Source organism: Psychrobacillus sp. OK028 (genome assembly GCF_900103605.1).
Classification (GTDB): domain Bacteria; phylum Bacillota; class Bacilli; order Bacillales_A; family Planococcaceae; genus Psychrobacillus.
Genome location: NZ_FNHY01000001.1, coordinates 428,665 through 446,837, shown reverse-complemented (window position 1 = coordinate 446,837; position 18,173 = coordinate 428,665). Strand labels below are relative to the sequence as shown.

General features: G+C 36.1%; 18 protein-coding genes. 8 read left to right on the top strand and 10 right to left on the bottom strand.

The genetic code is table 11. The features are described 5' to 3' along the window. Positions 1-58: 58 nt before the first annotated feature. The 6 genes from BLR36_RS01805 to BLR36_RS01775 all read right to left on the bottom strand — a co-directional run bounded on the left by BLR36_RS01805 (position 59) and on the right by BLR36_RS01775 (position 6,899). The gene (locus BLR36_RS01805; RefSeq protein ID WP_093060270.1) at positions 59-850 is read right to left on the bottom strand and encodes a polysaccharide deacetylase family protein; all 792 of its coding nucleotides are present in this window, start codon (positions 848-850) and stop codon (positions 59-61) included. Between the two features lie 277 nt (positions 851-1,127). After that, the gene (lpdA, locus tag BLR36_RS01795) at positions 1,128-2,540 is read right to left on the bottom strand and encodes a dihydrolipoyl dehydrogenase (protein ID WP_093059827.1); all 1,413 of its coding nucleotides are present in this window, start codon (positions 2,538-2,540) and stop codon (positions 1,128-1,130) included. Positions 2,541-2,543: 3 nt separating this feature from the next. Continuing rightward, the gene (locus tag BLR36_RS01790; protein WP_093059825.1) at positions 2,544-3,893 is read right to left on the bottom strand and encodes a dihydrolipoamide acetyltransferase family protein; all 1,350 of its coding nucleotides are present in this window, start codon (positions 3,891-3,893) and stop codon (positions 2,544-2,546) included. Between the two features lie 31 nt (positions 3,894-3,924). Next, the gene (locus BLR36_RS01785; protein ID WP_093059823.1) at positions 3,925-4,902 is read right to left on the bottom strand and encodes an alpha-ketoacid dehydrogenase subunit beta; all 978 of its coding nucleotides are present in this window, start codon (positions 4,900-4,902) and stop codon (positions 3,925-3,927) included. A 3-nt stretch (positions 4,903-4,905) separates the two neighbouring features. Next, a complete protein-coding gene (gene pdhA, locus BLR36_RS01780; RefSeq protein WP_093059821.1) occupies positions 4,906-6,018 on the bottom strand; it encodes a pyruvate dehydrogenase (acetyl-transferring) E1 component subunit alpha in 1,113 nt (370 codons plus the stop codon). Positions 6,019-6,251: 233 nt separating this feature from the next. Further along, a complete protein-coding gene (locus BLR36_RS01775) occupies positions 6,252-6,899 on the bottom strand; it encodes a YkyA family protein (protein WP_175453941.1) in 648 nt (215 codons plus the stop codon). 134 nt (positions 6,900-7,033) lie between these two features. On the opposite strand from BLR36_RS01775, the gene def reads away from it, so the two are divergent. Further along, on the top strand, positions 7,034-7,591 hold the full coding sequence (gene def, locus BLR36_RS01770; RefSeq protein ID WP_093059817.1) for a peptide deformylase: 558 nt from the start codon (positions 7,034-7,036) through the stop codon (positions 7,589-7,591). 152 nt (positions 7,592-7,743) lie between these two features. On the opposite strand, the gene BLR36_RS01765 is transcribed toward def, so the two are convergent. Together BLR36_RS01765 and BLR36_RS01760 are read right to left on the bottom strand one after the other, a co-directional pair. After that, complete coding sequence (locus tag BLR36_RS01765; protein WP_093059815.1) at positions 7,744-8,673, bottom strand: carbohydrate kinase family protein; 930 nt, start codon at positions 8,671-8,673, stop codon at positions 7,744-7,746. Positions 8,674-8,686: 13 nt separating this feature from the next. Continuing rightward, the gene (locus BLR36_RS01760) at positions 8,687-9,460 is read right to left on the bottom strand and encodes a Cof-type HAD-IIB family hydrolase (RefSeq protein WP_093059813.1); all 774 of its coding nucleotides are present in this window, start codon (positions 9,458-9,460) and stop codon (positions 8,687-8,689) included. 406 nt (positions 9,461-9,866) lie between these two features. Between BLR36_RS01760 and BLR36_RS01755 the strand changes: the two genes are divergently transcribed. Beyond that, positions 9,867-10,076 carry a DNA-dependent RNA polymerase subunit epsilon gene (locus BLR36_RS01755; RefSeq protein WP_093059811.1) on the top strand — a complete coding sequence of 70 codons (210 nt, stop codon included), beginning with the start codon at positions 9,867-9,869 and terminating at the stop codon, positions 10,074-10,076. 3 nt (positions 10,077-10,079) lie between these two features. Next, positions 10,080-11,747: a ribonuclease J1 gene (rnjA, locus tag BLR36_RS01750; RefSeq protein WP_093059809.1), complete on the top strand. Its 1,668-nt coding sequence runs from the start codon at positions 10,080-10,082 to the stop codon at positions 11,745-11,747. 73 nt (positions 11,748-11,820) lie between these two features. On the opposite strand, the gene BLR36_RS01745 is transcribed toward rnjA, so the two are convergent. Next, positions 11,821-12,480, bottom strand: a complete 660-nt coding sequence (locus BLR36_RS01745; protein ID WP_093059807.1) for a potassium channel family protein — start codon at positions 12,478-12,480, stop codon at positions 11,821-11,823. A gap of 76 nt (positions 12,481-12,556) precedes the next feature. Beyond that, the gene (locus tag BLR36_RS01740; RefSeq protein ID WP_093059805.1) at positions 12,557-13,003 is read right to left on the bottom strand and encodes a TlpA family protein disulfide reductase; all 447 of its coding nucleotides are present in this window, start codon (positions 13,001-13,003) and stop codon (positions 12,557-12,559) included. 184 nt (positions 13,004-13,187) lie between these two features. Here BLR36_RS01740 and BLR36_RS01735 point away from each other — a divergent pair, with 184 nt between their 5' ends. From BLR36_RS01735 to BLR36_RS01715, 5 genes are read left to right on the top strand one after another with little or no spacing between them, the layout of a single operon-like run. After that, positions 13,188-13,730, top strand: a complete 543-nt coding sequence (locus BLR36_RS01735) for a helix-turn-helix domain-containing protein (protein ID WP_093059803.1) — start codon at positions 13,188-13,190, stop codon at positions 13,728-13,730. Between the two features lie 30 nt (positions 13,731-13,760). After that, entirely contained in the window at positions 13,761-14,867 is a 1,107-nt protein-coding gene (locus BLR36_RS01730; protein WP_093059801.1) for an ABC transporter ATP-binding protein, read from the top strand. Next, the gene (locus tag BLR36_RS01725; protein ID WP_093059799.1) at positions 14,857-15,681 is read left to right on the top strand and encodes an ABC transporter permease; all 825 of its coding nucleotides are present in this window, start codon (positions 14,857-14,859) and stop codon (positions 15,679-15,681) included. The genes BLR36_RS01730 and BLR36_RS01725 overlap by 11 nt, the downstream gene beginning before the upstream one ends. Beyond that, positions 15,665-16,468, top strand: coding sequence for an ABC transporter permease (locus BLR36_RS01720; protein ID WP_093059797.1), 804 nt, complete (start codon positions 15,665-15,667; stop codon positions 16,466-16,468). Before BLR36_RS01725 ends, BLR36_RS01720 begins: the two co-directional genes overlap by 17 nt. Continuing rightward, complete coding sequence (locus BLR36_RS01715) at positions 16,465-17,538, top strand: ABC transporter substrate-binding protein (RefSeq protein ID WP_093059795.1); 1,074 nt, start codon at positions 16,465-16,467, stop codon at positions 17,536-17,538. Before BLR36_RS01720 ends, BLR36_RS01715 begins: the two co-directional genes overlap by 4 nt. Positions 17,539-18,173 lie beyond the last annotated feature (635 nt).

The following is an 18,173-nucleotide window of genomic DNA, read 5'->3' as shown; positions in this document are numbered from 1 at the left end:
AATAAAACACATTGTCTATGTAAAAAAACACCTTTGAAATATTCCAAAGGTGTTTAGATTATTCAATTCCTTTAATCGTTGTTGGATCAATAAAATCGTAATCTTTTGCACGTAATTCCTCAACAATACCTCGTAGAGCATCTGCAGTCCACTCACGATCATGCATTAATAAATTTGCACCATTCGTCAGATATTCAGTATTCACCATAATATCTGTTAAACTCGCTGCATCCATGTATTGTTTTTCCCAGTCATATCCGTACGTCCAATTCATTAAAAGCATCCCTTCTTGCGAAACAAGAGACCTACTAAAATCGGTATTAACTCCGAAAGGAGCACGGAAAAACTTAGGCTTTTCACCTATAACCTCTTCTACTGTTTCATTAACTTTCAAAATTTCATCCTTTTGCTGTTCTTCAGAGCTATCTTTTAAATTTACATGTGTTTGAGTATGATTTCCAATAGAAAATCCCATATCGTATATTGCCTTTAAATTAGCTTTTTCCTCATCCGTATTAATAAAGTGTCCATTTACGAAAAAGATAGCCGGTGCATTTAACTCTTTCAATGTTTTTGCCATTTCTACTGCGTATCGATCAGGAGCATCATCGATTGTCAGTAACACTGCTTTCGGATTTGCATCTTTAATCGGCTCGAGAGTCCAGTTTGCTTCGTTCAAATGGTATAGTGGTTCAGTCTCCTCCACAATTACTTCTTCCTCAACTGCCTCTTCCACTTCTTCTACAGGCTCTTGTGATACTGGGGTTGTTTCCTCGGTTTCTTTTTCTACTTCTGGTTTTTCATCTACATTGCTGCATGCAGAAAGTCCAAGTAATATTATCGCTGACATTATCCAAGTCGTAAGTTTCAATCTAAACACCTGTCCCTTCCACTATATTTTAACAGGTGAAAGAGTTGGATAGTAGGGTATATTATTACTACTTTTATCCAAATTTGATGGAATAAAATTACTATTCCAACTTGAGCGTTAATCTTTCCAACTAACATGATCAAAATTCCAACTAAACAATTCGTTTTTCCAACTAAACGCCCCATTATTCCAACTAACCCCAAAATGGATATAAAAAAAGACTTGCCACATAAGCGACAAGTCTTTTTAAGAAAAATTATTTAGATAGAATATGAATTGGATGACCCATAACTACTTCGGCAGCTTCCATTGCAATTTCACCTAAAGTTGGGTGAGCATGAATAGTCATTGCAATATCTTCTACAGTCATTCCTGCTTCGATAGCTAAACCTAGTTCAGCGATCATATCCGAAGCACCTTGACCAACAATTTGAGCTCCAAGTAATAAACCATCTTCTTTACGAGAAACAAGTTTAACGAAACCATCAGTAGCATTTAGAGCAAGAGCACGACCGTTTGCGCCGAATGGGAATTTCCCAGCAGCAACGTCATAACCTTGTTCTTTAGCTTGCGCTTCATTTAGACCAACTGTAGCCATTTCTGGATCTGTAAAGCAGACAGCAGGAATTGCTAAGTAATCTACAACAGAAGTTTGACCAGCAATTGCTTCTGCAGCTATTTTTCCTTCGTAAGATGCTTTATGTGCAAGTTGAGGACCTGCTACAATATCACCAATAGCATAAATATTAGAAATGCTTGTACGACATTGTTTGTCTACTTCTAATAATCCGCGCTCAGCGAATTTAAGGCCAAGTTCTTCTAGACCCATTTCATCTGTATTTGGACGACGGCCTACTGTAACTAAAACGTAATCAGCTTCAACTTTTTTCTCTTCTCCGCCAACTTCATAAGTAACTACTACGCCAGTGTCAGACTCTTCTACGCCTTTAGCAGATGCTTTTACTGCTATTTCAACGCCTTTTTTCTTCAAGCCTTTTTTAACAATAGTTGTCATTTGTTTTTCGAAGCCAGCTAGAATATCGTCGCCACCTTCAATAATAGTAACTTTTGAACCTAAGTTAGCAAATGCTGAACCTAGTTCAGTACCGATATATCCACCACCAATTACAACTAAGTTCTCTGGAATTTCAGATAAACTTAATGCACCAGTAGAGTTTAATACACGTTTAGAATATTTAAAAGTTGGAATTTCTACAGGACGAGATCCTGTTGCAATAATTGCATTTTTAAATGTATATGTTTGCGCAGATTTTTCATCCATTACACGAACAGTGTTAGCATCAACGAAATATGCTTCGCCCATTACTACTTCCACGTTGTTTCCTTTTAACAATCCAGAAACACCGCTAGTTAGTTTTTTTACCACACTGTCTTTGAAAGCTTGTGATTTAGAGAAATCGATTGTTACATCTGTAGCTGTAATTCCCATATCATCAGCATGTTTTGCTTGTTCAAAACGGTGACCAACAGAGATTAATGCTTTTGAAGGAATACATCCCACGTTTAAGCAAACTCCTCCGATATGTTCTTTTTCCACAACTACAACTTTTTGTCCTGTTTGTGCTGCGCGAATAGCTGCAACATATCCTCCAGGGCCTGAACCTATTACAAGTGTATCTGTTTCGATTGGGAAATCTCCTACTACCATTTTTTACGCCTCCATTAATAATAGTTCTGGACTGCTAAGCAAACGTTTCATATGGTTCAACGCGTGTTGTGCAGTCGCACCATCGATCATTCGATGATCAAAGCTCAATGATAATGCTAACACAGGTGCAGCCACAATTTCACTATTTTTTATTACAGGTTTCTCGGAAATTCGACCAATTCCTAAAATAGCAACCTCTGGATGATTGATAACTGGAGTGAACCATTGGCCGCCCGCTGAACCAATATTGGTAATAGAACAAGATGCGCCTTTCATTTCAGCAGCAGCAAGTTTACCATCACGCGCTTTTCCTGCAAGTGTATTAATTTCGTCTGAAATTGCAAATACAGATTTACGGTCAGCATTTTTGATAACTGGTACTAATAATCCTTTATCAGTATCTGCTGCGATACCAATATTGAAGTAATGTTTTTGGATTACCTCGTTTGTATCATCATCATAAGATGTGTTTAACGCTGGGAATTCTCTAAGTGTACTTACTAAAGCCTTCACTACATAAGGTAAGTAAGTTAACTTGATATTTTTTTCAGCTGCAATTTCTTTGAACTTTTTGCGGTGTGCAACAAGTTCAGTTACATCTACTTCATCCATTAATGTAACATGTGGAGCTGTATGTTTGGAATGTACCATTGCTTTTGCGATTGCTTTACGCATCGGTGAAAGTTTTTCTCTAGTTTCTGGGAATTCACCTTCAAAAGTTACTGGTGCTGAAGCTTTTGGTGATTGCTCAACTTCCACATTTGTAGATTCTACTTTTTCTTCTTTAGCTGAAGTTTGATCTCCAGATAAGAATGCTTCAATATCTTCTTTTAACACGCGTCCGTTTTTACCTGAACCATTCACTTCTACAATATTTACTTCATTTTCACGAGCAAATTTACGAACAGATGGCATTGCAATAACACGTGTATCACCTTTTGGTTGTTCTTGAGTTACTGTTTTTTCTGTTGCAGTATCAGCAGTATCTTCATTTTTATTAGGAGTTTCTACTTTTTCTTTTTCTACAGCTTGACCATTTTCTGCAGTTGCCTGAACTTGCGCTTCTGTCTTTTCCTCATCACTATGATCGCCTTTAAATTTAAGGTCCTCATAACCAGGTGCATCCAGCTTCACAAGTACATCTCCAACTATAGCTACGGTTCCTTCTTCTACAAGAACTTCTGTAACTTTTCCCTTTACAGGAGAAGGAATTTCCACAACAGCTTTATCATTTTGTACTTCACATAAAATATCGTCCTCTTGTACTTCATCGCCTGGTTTTACAAACCACTTAACAATTTCACCTTCATGTATACCTTCACCGATATCTGGTAATCGAAATTCAAATGACAATGTATTCACCCTTTCTATAACAGATTTTATATTAGAATGTTAAAACTTTTTTAGCTGTATTTACTATATCCTTAGAATTAGGTAACCAAACTGTTTCTGCTTGAGAGAATGGGAATACCGTATCAGGAGCAGCTACTCGTAATACTGGAGCCTCTAAGCTTAAAATTGCACGCTCCGTAATTTCAGCTACAACGTTTGCTGCAATACCAGCTTGCTTCTGTGCTTCTTGTACAACCATAGCACGATTTGTTTTTTCAACAGATGCAATGATTGTTTCAATATCTAATGGTTGCACTGTACGTAAGTCGATTACTTCTACAGAATACCCTTCTTTTTCAAGATCTTCTGCAGCTTTTAAGCTTTCGTGAACCATCGCACCATAAGCAATAATTGTTAAATCTGATCCTTCACGTTTTACATCCGCTTTTCCAAGAGGAATTGTATATTCTTCTTCAGGTACTTCGCCACGGAATGAACGATATAACTTCATATGCTCCAAATAAATTACTGGATCATTATCACGAATTGCAGAGATTAATAAACCTTTTGCATCGTAAGGAGTGGAAGGAATAACAACTTTAACTCCAGGTGTTGAAGTCATTAAAAGTTCTAAGCTATCTGCGTGCATTTCTGGTGTATGAACGCCACCACCGAATGGAGAACGGATAGTTACAGGCGCATTAAATGCTCCACCAGTACGGAAACGCATACGAGCTAATTGACCAGCTATAGAATCCATTACTTCGAATACAAATCCAAAGAATTGAATTTCTGGAACAGGACGGAACCCTTGTAAGGATAGACCTACTGCAAGACCACCAATACCTGACTCTGCAAGTGGTGTATCAAACACACGATCTTCTCCGAATTCTTTTTGTAATCCTTCTGTTGCGCGGAAAACTCCGCCGTTAACGCCAACGTCTTCGCCGAAGACTAGAACGTTTTCATCATTTTTAAGCTCTGTACGGAGTGCGTCCGTAATTGCTTGAATCATCGTCATTTGTGCCATCGGTTACTTCGACTCCTTCTCAGTGTAGTAAGCTAGTTGCTCATCTAAGTTATATGGATTTTCTTCATACATTATATTTATAAGGTCAGTTACTTTTTGTTTTGGTGCTGCATCTGCCTTTTTAACTGCTTCTTTTATTTCTTCTTTAGCTTTTTCAATTACTTCTGCTTCTTTTTCTTCATTCCAAATACCTTTAGTTTCTAGATACTTACGGAAACGAACTAATGGATCTTTCTTTTCCCATTCAGAATCTGTTTCTGAGGTACGGTAACGAGTAGGGTCATCTCCTGCCATTGTGTGTGGACCGTAACGGTAACATACAGTTTCGATCAGACTTGGCCCCTCTCCTTTAATCGCACGTTCTCTAGCATCTTTAGTAGCTGCATAAACAGCAAGTGGATCCATACCATCTACTACAACACTTGGAATTCCAGCAGCAATACCTTTTTGAGCTATTGTTTTTGCAGAAGTTTGTAGTTCACGAGGTGTTGAAATCGCAAATTGATTGTTCTGAACGATAAACACTGCAGGTACACGGAAAGCCCCAGCAAAGTTAATACCTTCATAGAAATCTCCTTGTGATGATCCACCATCACCTGTATAAGTGATTGTAATCGCTTTTTTACCACGTTTTTGCATTCCAAGAGCAACACCAGCCGCTTGGATAAACTGAGCACCAATAATGATTTGTGGTGGGAAAACATTTACACCCTCAGGAATTTGGTTCCCCATAAAATGCCCACGTGAGAAAAGAAAAGCTTGCCATAAAGGTAAACCATGCCAAACAATTTGTGGTACATCACGATAACCAGGTAGGATAAAATCTTCTTTTTCCAAAGCATACTGAGATGCTAACTGAGAAGCTTCTTGACCTGCTGTTGGAGCATAGAAACCTAAACGTCCTTGTCTGTTTAAAGAAATAGAACGTTGATCTAAAATACGTGTATAAACCATACGGCTCATCAATTCTACTAATTCCTCATCTGATAGGTTAGGATTTGCTTGCTCGTTAACTATTTCCCCTTCTTCGTTTAAAATCTGAAACATTTCAAACTTTTCTTCAATTTCTTGAAGCGTTTTCATAGGGTCTAACTGCGCTGGATTGTTTGCAGCCATTATTACATCTCTCCTTTTCTTCTGTATTAAGATTTTCTTTTAAATATAGTAGTACAACGATATTTCTCTTTTAGTATACTCAAGAATAAATCAGTGGTCAATCATATGAAATTAAGGAATTTAATTGTCAAAACATTAAAATTCCTTCTATCTGTATTACTCGTAATTTATGTCTGTATTATATCAGTTTACTATAATTATATAAAAAAGCAGCTCTAAGCAGAGCTGCTTTTTTATTTTTCATCTTTCTGTAGTGAAGTTAAGACGTCGTCCTTCACTTCATTTACCCTTTTTGTTGCCTCATTAAACTTTTGAACAGATTCTTTTACTAATTCATTATGCTTATTTACTACCTGTACTTGTTCTTGTATTGAAGTAACATCCGCAGAGTCATCCACTAACATATTGTATAAATCTTGTTGCTTTGTAGCTAGCTCATTATAGTTATACGTCAGTTCTTCATAAGCTGCAATCCGCTCTTTCAAGGTAGTTTCCATTTGTTTTAAACTTTCTTTATCGGACGCTTCTTTTGTTTCTGAAATAAGTGTAGTAAGTTTACTAATCCCATCAGAAGTAGCATTTAAAGATGCCGCTTCTTTCTCAACTAATGCTAATCTAGCATCCAAAAGAGTTGCTGTATCTTCTACCATCGAAGTAAGCTCTTCTTTTTGATCCTTAGTCAATTCCATCATTTGTTGAAAGTTTGCTTGTTCTTTTGTTTCTGTTTCAGCCAATTCTTTTTGTACATCTCTATAATCAGCTTCTAAATCATAAATTTCTGTTAAGATGTTTGATAGCTTTTCTTCTGTTGATTCTCCAAAATTACAGCCAGTAAGTAATAAAATACTGCTGAACATGATAATATATTTGCTTAGTTTCATCATGTAACCCCCTATACCCATTCAACTATAATTGTATTAGGCTCTAAATTCAACTGACCAAAAGGCTGTTTTTTGTTTAGTAAATAGTCAAATTTCGCTATAATAGATATATGAACATTGAAAGGACGATTAAAATGATTTTAATGAATGATATTGTCAGAGATGGACATCCATCTTTACGCAAAAAAACGGAGGAAATGACCTTCCCATTATCAGAGCAAGATTTAACACTAGCAAATGAACTATTAGAATATGTTGTTAACAGTCAAGATGATGAATTGGTAGAGAAATATAAAATACGCCCAGGAATTGGAATCGCTGCTCCACAGGTAAATGCGAACAAAAGAATGTTCGCACTCCATTTGGAAGACGAAAACAATGAAGAAGTGAGCTTTGTAGCAGTCAACCCAAAAATAATCAGCCACTCTGTGGAAAAAACGTATATAACTGCTGGAGAAGGCTGTTTATCTGTAGACGAAGTAATTGAAGGATATGTCCCAAGATACGCACGTATAACTGCAACAGGGTTTTACCCAGACGGTACTCCATTCAAAAAACGTTTAAAAGGATTACCTGCAATTGCTTTCCAGCATGAGCTAGATCATCTAAACGGCATTATGTTTTATGATCATATAAACAAAGAGAATCCTTATGCTCCTATTCCAGATTCAGTTCCATATGAACGAGCTTAATATAAAACGCCAGTTCTACAATTGTAGAACTGGCGTTTTATCTATATATTGCACTTTCGTGTGTCCTACTTGCGATTTGGACTAGTTATATTGCGATTCGAAGTGTCCTACTTGCGATTTATAGCTTCAGATTTGCGATTTTCCTTAATACTTTATTGTTTAATATCTATGAGCCTTGGCATAGCTGACAATGCACCCGACTTAGTTGCGCATATTGCGCCTAACTTATTGCCAAAAGCGATATAACGAATCCAGTCTTCTTTAGTTGAAGGATGCCCTTCCAAAAAAATTTTAGAAAGAATACCTGCTACAAAAGCATCTCCAGCTCCAGTTGTATCAATCGGAATTACTTTTTCTACAGGAACATGAACAACTTCCCCATTTATCACCGCATAAGTGCCTTCCGAGCCAACTGTTATAAGTAATGCCTCGATATTATATGGCTGTAAGGATTTAATTCCCTCTTCTATTGATGTCGTTTGCGTTAAAAAGAAGAGCTCTTCTTCTGTTAACTTCAGTATATTAATAAACTCAAAAAAGGAAGAAATAATTTTTCTACACAACTCCTCACTTTCCCAGCGCAACGGTCTAATATTGGTGTCAAAGGAAGTAGTAACATTGGATTTTTTCATGCTTTCTACAATTTTTCTTGTAGTTGCAAGAGCTGTTGGATGAAAAAGAGTTCCCGAACAGAAATGAAATACGGAAGACTGCTGGATTGCCTCGCACTCAATAGAAGAGAAGTCTACTTGGATGTCAGGTGTCGCATCTACATAATGAGCGAAGTGACGTTCATTATTTTCCAATAGATGTATGTAAACTCCGCTTACCTCTTTTTCTGGTACTATTTGAGAAAATGATAAGTCCACACCTTCTGCAATTAATTCATTTCGAACGAATTCTGACGTTTCATTTTCACCTGTGACGGTGATAAACGAAGAAGCTGCCCCAAGACGTGCCACACCTGCAGCAACATTTACGGTAGCCCCTCCTAAAAATTTTGTAAAACGACTATTGCTTTGATCTTCGGCAATATAATCGACAAATGCATCCCCATATATGAGGACATACCTTTTGGACATCTAGTAAACTCCTTTAGATTAAACTTAATTTCTTCATTGCGTTTGTTAAGCCGCTTTCTGATACATGTTCGGTCACAAACGTAGCGTGTTCTCTTAACTCTTCAACACAGTTCCCCATCGCAACACTTGTCCCGGCGAATTGAAGCATTTCGATATCATTAAGACCATCTCCAAAAGCAATTGCATCTTCGGGTCCCCTACCAATATGCTTCAATAATAAATCCATTCCTTTAGCTTTTGAAATGCCTTTCGGAAGTACATCACAGGATACACGATGCCAACGGACAAATTTTAAATTTGGAAACGCTTGTTCATATTCCTTTTGTTCTTCCAAGCTACAAAAAATTAGCGCTTGATGAATATCATTTGTTAAAAAGAATCCTTCAGCATAACGTGGAAAGTTTATCTTCAGTGTAGATATGCTTTCCAATACATCTTGATGATCTGGTAAACTTGAAACCATCTCATCACTATCCATATAAACTATCGGCTGCTCTCTTTCATTTGCAAAATCCGTCAACTGTTTAAGCTCTTCTCTCTCAATAATTCCCTTATGTAATATTTCCCCTTTAAACTGAACAATTTGCCCATTATAGCAAACAAAAGAATCTACCTTCAATCGATCTAACACTGATTGAGCAGTAAAAGGAGAGCGTCCGGTGGAAATGACAATTTCATGTCCATTATTTCTAGCTTTTTGAAGTGATTCTTCTACCCCTTCAGGAATATTTTTGTCGTGATCTAAAATAGTTCCATCAATATCAAAAAATAAAATTTTATTTTTCATAAAAAATCCTCCATTCAATATTCAAATTATTTGACTTTTCTGTCTAAATCCTTTACACACTTCTTCCTTTGGTATATAATACTCTATAAGGAGTGAATAGCCATGTTGAAACGCCTGAAAAGGAAATTGTTGAGACGGCTCGGTGGAATGCTTAGAAACAAAACGATTGCTTAAAGTTAGCTTCAATCTTGGATTGGAAGTTTAATCATTCAATCGTATACGGACAGTTAATCTCCTATTATAACTTAAGTTAGGATAAGGCTCAAAAATGGTGAATTATACTATCCGTTAACGCATGTTAAATACTTTTGCCCTCTAAAATGGAGGGTTTTCTTTATTTTAAATAAGTGTCGTGATAATATAAAGAGAATTGATTTATTTTGAACGTGAAAAAGGAGAGTATAAAATGATTTATAAAGTTTATTATCAAGAGAATGCACTAGAAGTACCAGTCCGCGAAAACACACAAGTTTTATATGTAGAGGCTGAGAATGAGCGCGAAGTTCGTGCTCTTTTAGTAGACCGCAAATACAATATCGAACTAATCCAGCTACTTGAAGGTAATCATCTTGAATACGAACAAGCTAGCGAAAATTACAAAGTAGAGAACATTTAAAATATGAAATTTGTAAAAAATGACCAAACTGCAGTTTTCGCTCTTGGCGGACTAGGCGAAATCGGCAAAAACACGTACGGCGTTCAATTTCAAGATGAGATTATATTAATAGATGCTGGTATTAAGTTTCCAGAGGATGACTTACTAGGTATAGATTATGTAATTCCTGATTACACATATTTAGTAAAAAACGTTGATAAGATTAAAGGATTATTTATAACACATGGTCATGAAGATCATATTGGTGGTATTCCTTATCTATTGAAACAACTTAATGTACCAGTTTATGGCGGAAAGCTAGCGCTTGGGTTATTGCGTAATAAATTAGAAGAACACGGTTTACTTCGTCAAACAAAGATGATTGTTATTGAAGAAGATGATGTTATTAAATTTAGAAAAACTTCTGTAAGTTTCTATCGTACAACACATAGTATTCCTGATGCATTCGGAATCGTTGTAAAAACACCACCGGGTAATATAGTACATACTGGTGACTTTAAGTTCGACTTTACGCCTGTAGGTGAACCTGCTAACTTAACTAAAATGGCAGAGATCGGTCGCGATGGAGTTTTATGTTTATTGTCAGATAGTACAAATGCGGAAATTCCTAACTTTACAATGTCTGAACGTAAAGTTGGAGAAAGCATGGATTCTATTTTCCGTAAAGTAGACGGACGTATAATCTTTGCTACTTTTGCTTCTAATATTCATAGACTTCAACAAGTAACGGATGCAGCCGTGTTACATGGCCGTAAAATTGCTGTATTTGGGCGAAGCATGGATAATGCAATGACAATCGGTCGAGAACTTGGCTATATTACTGCTCCAAAAGAAACGTTTGTAGATGCAAGCGCATTAAATCGATTACCTGCAAATGAAGTTCTTATCCTTTGTACTGGTAGTCAAGGTGAACCAATGGCAGCCTTATCTCGTATTGCTAACGGAACACACCGTCAAATTCAAATTCAACCTGGTGATACTGTCGTATTTTCATCTTCTCCTATCCCAGGTAATAGAGCGAGTGTCAATCGTACGATTAACCTTTTATTCCGCGCCGGAGCAGAGGTAATACACGGTTCCTTAAATAATATCCATACTTCTGGACATGGGTCCCAAGAAGAGAATAAATTGATGCTTCGCCTAATGAAGCCAAAATTCTTTATGCCAATTCACGGTGAATATCGTATGCTGAAAATTCATACAGAGTTAGCCGTAGATTGTGATGTGGATCCGAATAATACATTTATCATGGAAAATGGAGAAGTTCTTGCATTAAGCGCCAATGAAGCACATGTTGCTGGTCGCATACCTTCAGGTGATATATATATTGATGGAAGTGGAATTGGGGATATCGGTAATATTGTCCTACGTGATCGTCGCATCCTTTCCGAAGAAGGTTTAGTCATTGTAGTAGTTAGTGCTGATATGGAAAAGAAAAAAATCGTATCAGGTCCCGATATTATTTCACGTGGTTTTGTCTATATGCGTGAATCAGGAACAATGATTAATGAGGCACAACAAATGTTGAACAAGCATTTACGCTATACTATTCAAGGTAAAGATACTGAATGGTCCGAATTGAAAAACGAAATTACGGATGTGCTAAGTCCATATTTGTATGAAAAAACAAAAAGACGTCCAATGATTCTTCCGATTATTATGGAAGTATAAGTAAATAAAACCTTCACCCTTATTAAGCGGTGAAGGTTTTTTATTATGGTCTTTTTAAAACCAATAAATCTAATTATGACAACACTTTTTTCTCAAAACGAATAATATCTACATCAGCACCAATAATGATAAGTACATCGTTGAGCACTAACTTTTCATCCGCTTGTGGTGAAACAATGATATTATTCCCACGCTTGATGGCTACAATATTAATGCCATAACGTGCTCGGATATCTAAGTCAATAAGAGACTTACTAGCTATTTTCTCATTTACTCTTATTTCCATAATAGAATGCTCATCTGAAAGCTCCAGATAATCTAATACGTTATTAGACAAAATATTGTTCGCGATACGAATACCCATATCTCTTTCGGGATGTACTACCATGTCTGCGCCGATTTTTCTTAGAACCTTTTCGTGGTAATCATTTTGTGCTTTTACTGTAATTCTCTTAACACCTATCTCTTTTAGCATTAAGGTAGTTAAAATACTCGATTGAATATTATCCCCAATAGCTACTATCACATGTTCGAAATTTCGAATACCGAGTGATTTCAGCACAGCTTCGTCTGTTGTATCAGCTACTACAGCTTGCGTAGCGATAGAAGCAAACTCATCCACTCGCTCTGATGCTATATCAATTGCCATAACATCAGCTCCTTGGTCAATTAGCTCTCTTACGATACTACCGCCAAATCTCCCTAAACCGACTACAACAAATTCTTTGTGCATGTTAGTACCCCCTACATTTCTAATGAAATTAGTTTACCACATCCGTTCCTTTAATAGATACGAAATCAATTCATTTTTACTTTTTTTCATTTATTAGCATAAGTAGTCTTTTCTCTAACATCATCATTCCTTTTTCCCCAGCTTGTATATGGCGCAATAAACCTTTCCTGTCAAACAAATAAAAAGAAGGAACTATACGATTTTGAAATTGTTTGGTCATTACCAATTCATGATCTAAATAAATCGAATCTCTCATGCTTCCGTTTCGAATTGCTTCATCAATAAGGTTTTCCTGTAAGTCCTCTTTTGACCTAGGCATATGAATACCTACAATGTTAAAGAAATCACCATATTTAGCTTTCCACTGTTTAATATAATTATAGGCACCCCCACATAATGGACAGCTTACGGACCAAAAGTATACAAGAACCGGTTTTTCTCCTGTTAGCCGGTCATTGTTTATCGGTCGATTTATCCAATTGTTATCGCTTGGAAATGTTGGTATTTTAGTACGTAACTTCACTACTTCTACCCCTTCTTTCTTTTAAGCATTCAATAGTATATGCGTTTTCCAATAATAGCGTATATTCGACAGCCTAAAAAAAAATTGAAGTTCAGCAAATAAATTGTTAAAGTAAACTTTAAGTTGTGTTAAAATAAACTTTGTTTGAAAATATGCTATTTTTATTTCCGAAGGAGCCTAAAAAATGCAAATTGGGAAAAAAATAAAAAGATTACGTTTAAAAAAAGGTCTTACCCAAGAGGAATTAGGCGAAAGAACAGACTTAACTAAAGGATTTATCTCACAACTAGAAAGAGATATTAACTCACCTTCTATTGAAACCCTATTTTCAATTTTAAATGTCCTTGGTTCCAAGCCTAAAGATTTTTTCGATGATGAACAATCACGTACAAAAGTCGTTTTTCGAGAAGATGAACAAACTATTTACTTGGATGAAGAAAAAAAGTACAAGCTTCACTGGTTAATTTCAGAATCCAATGAAAATGAAATGGAACCTGTGTTAATTTCACTGGATTCAAATGGTCAGTTTAAACAATTTGAACCTTCCCTGTCTGAAACTTTTATCTATGTACTCCAAGGTGAAGTTTCCCTTACATTAGGTAAGCAAAACTATACTGCTTCTGCTGGGGAATCGCTCTATTTTGAAGCATCCGACAATCATTTACTAAAAAACGCATCGGATGAAATGGCGAAGGTAATCTACGTCGTTACAAATTCTTATTTATAATCTTTTAATAAACTACTATGGAGGTATATTATGACAGATAATACTATTATTCGATTTGAGAATGTTTCCAAATCATATGATGCAGAAACGATCGTATTAAAAAACATCAACTTAGAGCTAGAACGAGGGAAGTTTTACACTTTACTTGGTCCATCTGGTTGCGGAAAAACAACTATTTTGCGCTTAATTGCAGGATTCATGCAGCCCACAAGTGGGAGCATCTATTTTAATGGCAAACTAATTAATAACGTGCCAGCAAATGAACGTCAAGTAAATACAGTCTTTCAGGACTATGCGTTATTCCCACATTTAAATGTATTTGAAAATGTAGCATTCGGCCTTCGCATCAAAAAGCTTGGAAAAAAAGAAATTGAACAAAAAGTTTTAGAAGCTTTGAAATTCGTTAACTTAGTGGGCTACGAAAAAAGAGAAATTGCTGAAATGTCAGGTGGGCAAAGACAGCGTGTTGCAATCGCACGTGCAATTGTAAACGATCCAGAAATTATTTTACTAGATGAGCCGCTTTCAGCACTAGATTTAAAATTACGTTCAGAAATGCAATATGAGCTTCGTGAGCTTCAGCAAAGACTGGGCAAAACATTTATTTTTGTAACACATGACCAGGAGGAAGCACTGGCAATGTCTGATGAAATCTTTGTTTTAAATGAGGGTGAAATTGAGCAAAGTGGTACCCCAATGGATATCTATGATGAGCCGATAAATCGCTACGTAGCTGACTTTATAGGAGAATCGAATATTGTATCGGGTATAATGGTCGCAGATTTCCGTGTGAAAATTGGTGGAAAAGAGTTTGAGTGTGTCGACCAAGGACTAAACCCAAATGAAAAAGTCGATATTGTTATTCGTCCAGAGGATTTAGAAATAACAACTGTAGAACAAGGGAAAATGAAAGTAAAAGTAGATACTCAATTATTCAGAGGTGTACATTATGAGCTTTCTACTTATGATGATGAAGGTAATGAGTGGCTTGTACATTCAACTAAAAAAGCAGATGTTGGAGAATCTATCGGCTTAGATTTCGATCCAGAGGCAATTCATGTAATGCGTTTAAATGAAACAGAAGAAGAATTTGATAAACGTCTAGAGTCTTATGGAGAAGACGCATATGGAAACTAAAACTACAAAAACGTTTTACTTAATACCTTATTATGTATGGATTGCATTATTTGTTATTGCACCTATTGCGTTAATTGCATATTATTCCTTTTTTGATTTACATGGAAATTTCACTCTGGAAAATTATTTAAACTTTTTCTCATCTGTTTACTTAAAGCTAACGCTTAGCTCGTTTTGGTATGCTTTTTTAATAACATTTTTCACTTTAGTCATTGCATACCCAACAGCTTATTTACTTACAAAAACAAAACATAAACAATTATGGTTATTACTAATTATCATTCCGTCATGGATTAATTTACTTTTAAAAACTTATGCATTTATCGGTATTTTTGGCTTGTATGGTCCCGTAAACGCTTTTTTAAATGTTTTTGGAATTGGGGAAAAGCAAATTCTATTCACCGATTTTAGTTTTGTCTTTGTAGCGGTTTATATTTTTATTCCATTTATGATTTTACCGATATTTAACTCTTTAGATAAATTAAATCCGTCTTTAATTGATGCTAGTCGGGATTTAGGAGCATCAAGCTGGACGACTTTTTCAAAGGTAATTTTACCATTAACGATTAATGGTGTTAAAGCAGGGATTCAAGCTGTATTTATCCCCTCCCTCTCTCTATTCATGATTACTCGCTTAATCGCAGGGAATAAAGTAATTACTTTAGGTACAGCTATTGAGCAGCAATTCTTAGTTACACAAAACTGGGGAATGGGATCTACTATCGCCGTTTTCTTAATTATATTTATGGTAATTATTATGATCATTACAGGTCAACGTGATAAGGGGGCTACGTCTAATGGAAACAACAAGTAAGTCAGCGAAGTTCTATTTAGCCCTTGTATTTATCGTATTATACACCCCTATTATCTATTTAATTTTTTACTCTTTTAATAGTGGCGGAAGCATGAATAGTTTTGAATCATTCACTTGGGAGCATTACGCTGCAGTATTTTCAGATACTCGTCTTATTATGATTCTGCTTAATACCGTTATTGTCGCTTTACTATCTGCCCTAATAGCAACTATTATAGGTGTTTTCGGTTCGATTGGTATTGTATTCATGCGAAACAAATCATTACGTAGATCCATTCTTTCTTTAAATAATGTTTTAATCGTAAGTCCGGACGTTGTAATTGGAGCATCTTTTTTAATCCTATTTACTGCAATTGGTGTAAAACTTGGATTTGCATCCGTTCTAATATCTCATATTGCATTTAGCATTCCTATTGTAGTGTTAATGGTATTACCTAAGCTACAAGAGATGAATAGTACGTTAATAGATGCAGCAGCTGACTTGGGAGCGACAAAACGTGATATTTTGACTCGCGTTATTATTCCATTTATAAAGCCTGGTATTTTCGCAGGATTTTTTATGGCATTAACCTATTCTTTGGACGATTTTGCGGTTACTTTTTTTGTAACAGGAAATGGCTTTAGCACGCTTTCTGTCGAAATTTATTCTATGGCAAGAACCGGTATTACATTAACTATTAATGCATTATCTGGAATTGTCTTTATCGTGACACTTCTTCTTGTTGTTGGTTATTATTTTGTTAGCCAACGTGGGAAAAACCCTGTCGGAATGGGGGTTCGAAAATGAAAGAAATAACAAGAGCAGCAATAGCAATTGTTGTTGTTTGTATCATTTTATTTGGTGTTAATAACTATTTAAACCAAAGCTCTGGTAATGCAGGTAATGATACTTTAACGATTTATAATTGGGGAGAATATATTGATCCTGATTTAATCACGCAATTTGAAGAAGAATCGGGATATCGTGTCGTATATGAAACGTTTGACTCGAATGAAGCTATGATGACAAAAATTGAACAAGGCGGTACTTCTTATGATATTGCTGTACCTTCAGAGTATGCAATTGAAAAGATGAAGGAAAATGATTTATTGCTAGAAATTGATCATTCTAAAATACCAAACATGAGTAATATTGATCCGTACTTTTTAGATTTAGCATTCGATCCAAAAAACAAATACTCTATTCCTTATTTCTGGGGAACCGTTGGAATTGTATTCAATCCTGCCCTTTTAGATGGACAATCCTTTGAAAGCTGGGATGCACTATGGGATCCGTCATTAGAGGGTGAAGTATTGCTAGTAGATGGAGCTCGTGAAATCATTGGTATGGGACTAAACAGCTTAGGCTATTCTCTGAATTCTACAGATGAAAAAGAATTACTAGAGGCCACAGCTAAGTTAAAAGAATTAACTCCAAATGTAAAAGCAATTATTGGAGACGAAGTTACTCAGCTAATGATAAATGAGGAAGCTTCCGTAGCAGTTACGTTCTCTGGTCAAGCTGCTGACATGATGTGGGAAAATGAAGGTTTAGATTACGCAGTGCCTGAAGAGGGGTCTAATCTATGGTTTGATAATATGGTTATACCTAAAACTGCCGCAAATGTAGAAGGTGCACATGAGTTCATTAATTTTATGTTAGATGCAGAAGTTGCAGCTCAAAATGCAGATTATGTTGGATACTCAACACCAAACACTGCAGCAGTTGCATTAATGGATGAAGAAGTTACTTCGGATGAAAGATTCTATCCTCCAGAGGAATCGAGAGAAAATCTAGAAGTATACAAAAACTTAGGGCTTGAAATGCTCGGTAAATATAATGAGCTGTTTTTAGAATTTAAAATGAGCTCTAACTAAATTAGAGAGTCGTCAATTATGACGACTCTTTTTATAATTTTGCGTATATAATAGAAGCCCATGACCACTTGGCTCAAATGACATGTAAGAATAATTAAGCCTATGATTTCCGTTTCAGGTGGACGCTTTTCGCGGGGTGAGCGATGAGCTATCACCGTCGCTTGTGCGCCGCTGTGATATCTCATCTGTCTCACTCATCCCGCAGAAGTCGCCACCTTACTCTCCAATCAATAAGTGAGTAGTACTATACGTAGAGATTTGGTATGGCTTATCCTTTACATAAAAAGATGGGGCAAAGTTTTAGTGAACATTCATCCAATTACCCGTAATCTTTTAAGATTTGGAATGTAGTGCAATGATAGATAAAAAAATGCGATATTGTATGTAAGTTCTCTTATACTAAAGAGGTTATTATTGATTGTAGCGCAGGTCGGCGACTCCAGTGGGAATAGCACGAGGGAGAGACTACAGGCTCGAGCCGTGCCCACGGAAAGCGTCCGACCGAAGCGGAAATCAACGGCATGTCTAGTTTTTTTGTACTTCTTCTAAAAATTATAATTCGTTCCACGAAAGTTTTTATTCTAACCGGAATATGGTAGAATCGATAGACGTGTATAAGTATTTACAGAAAGCAG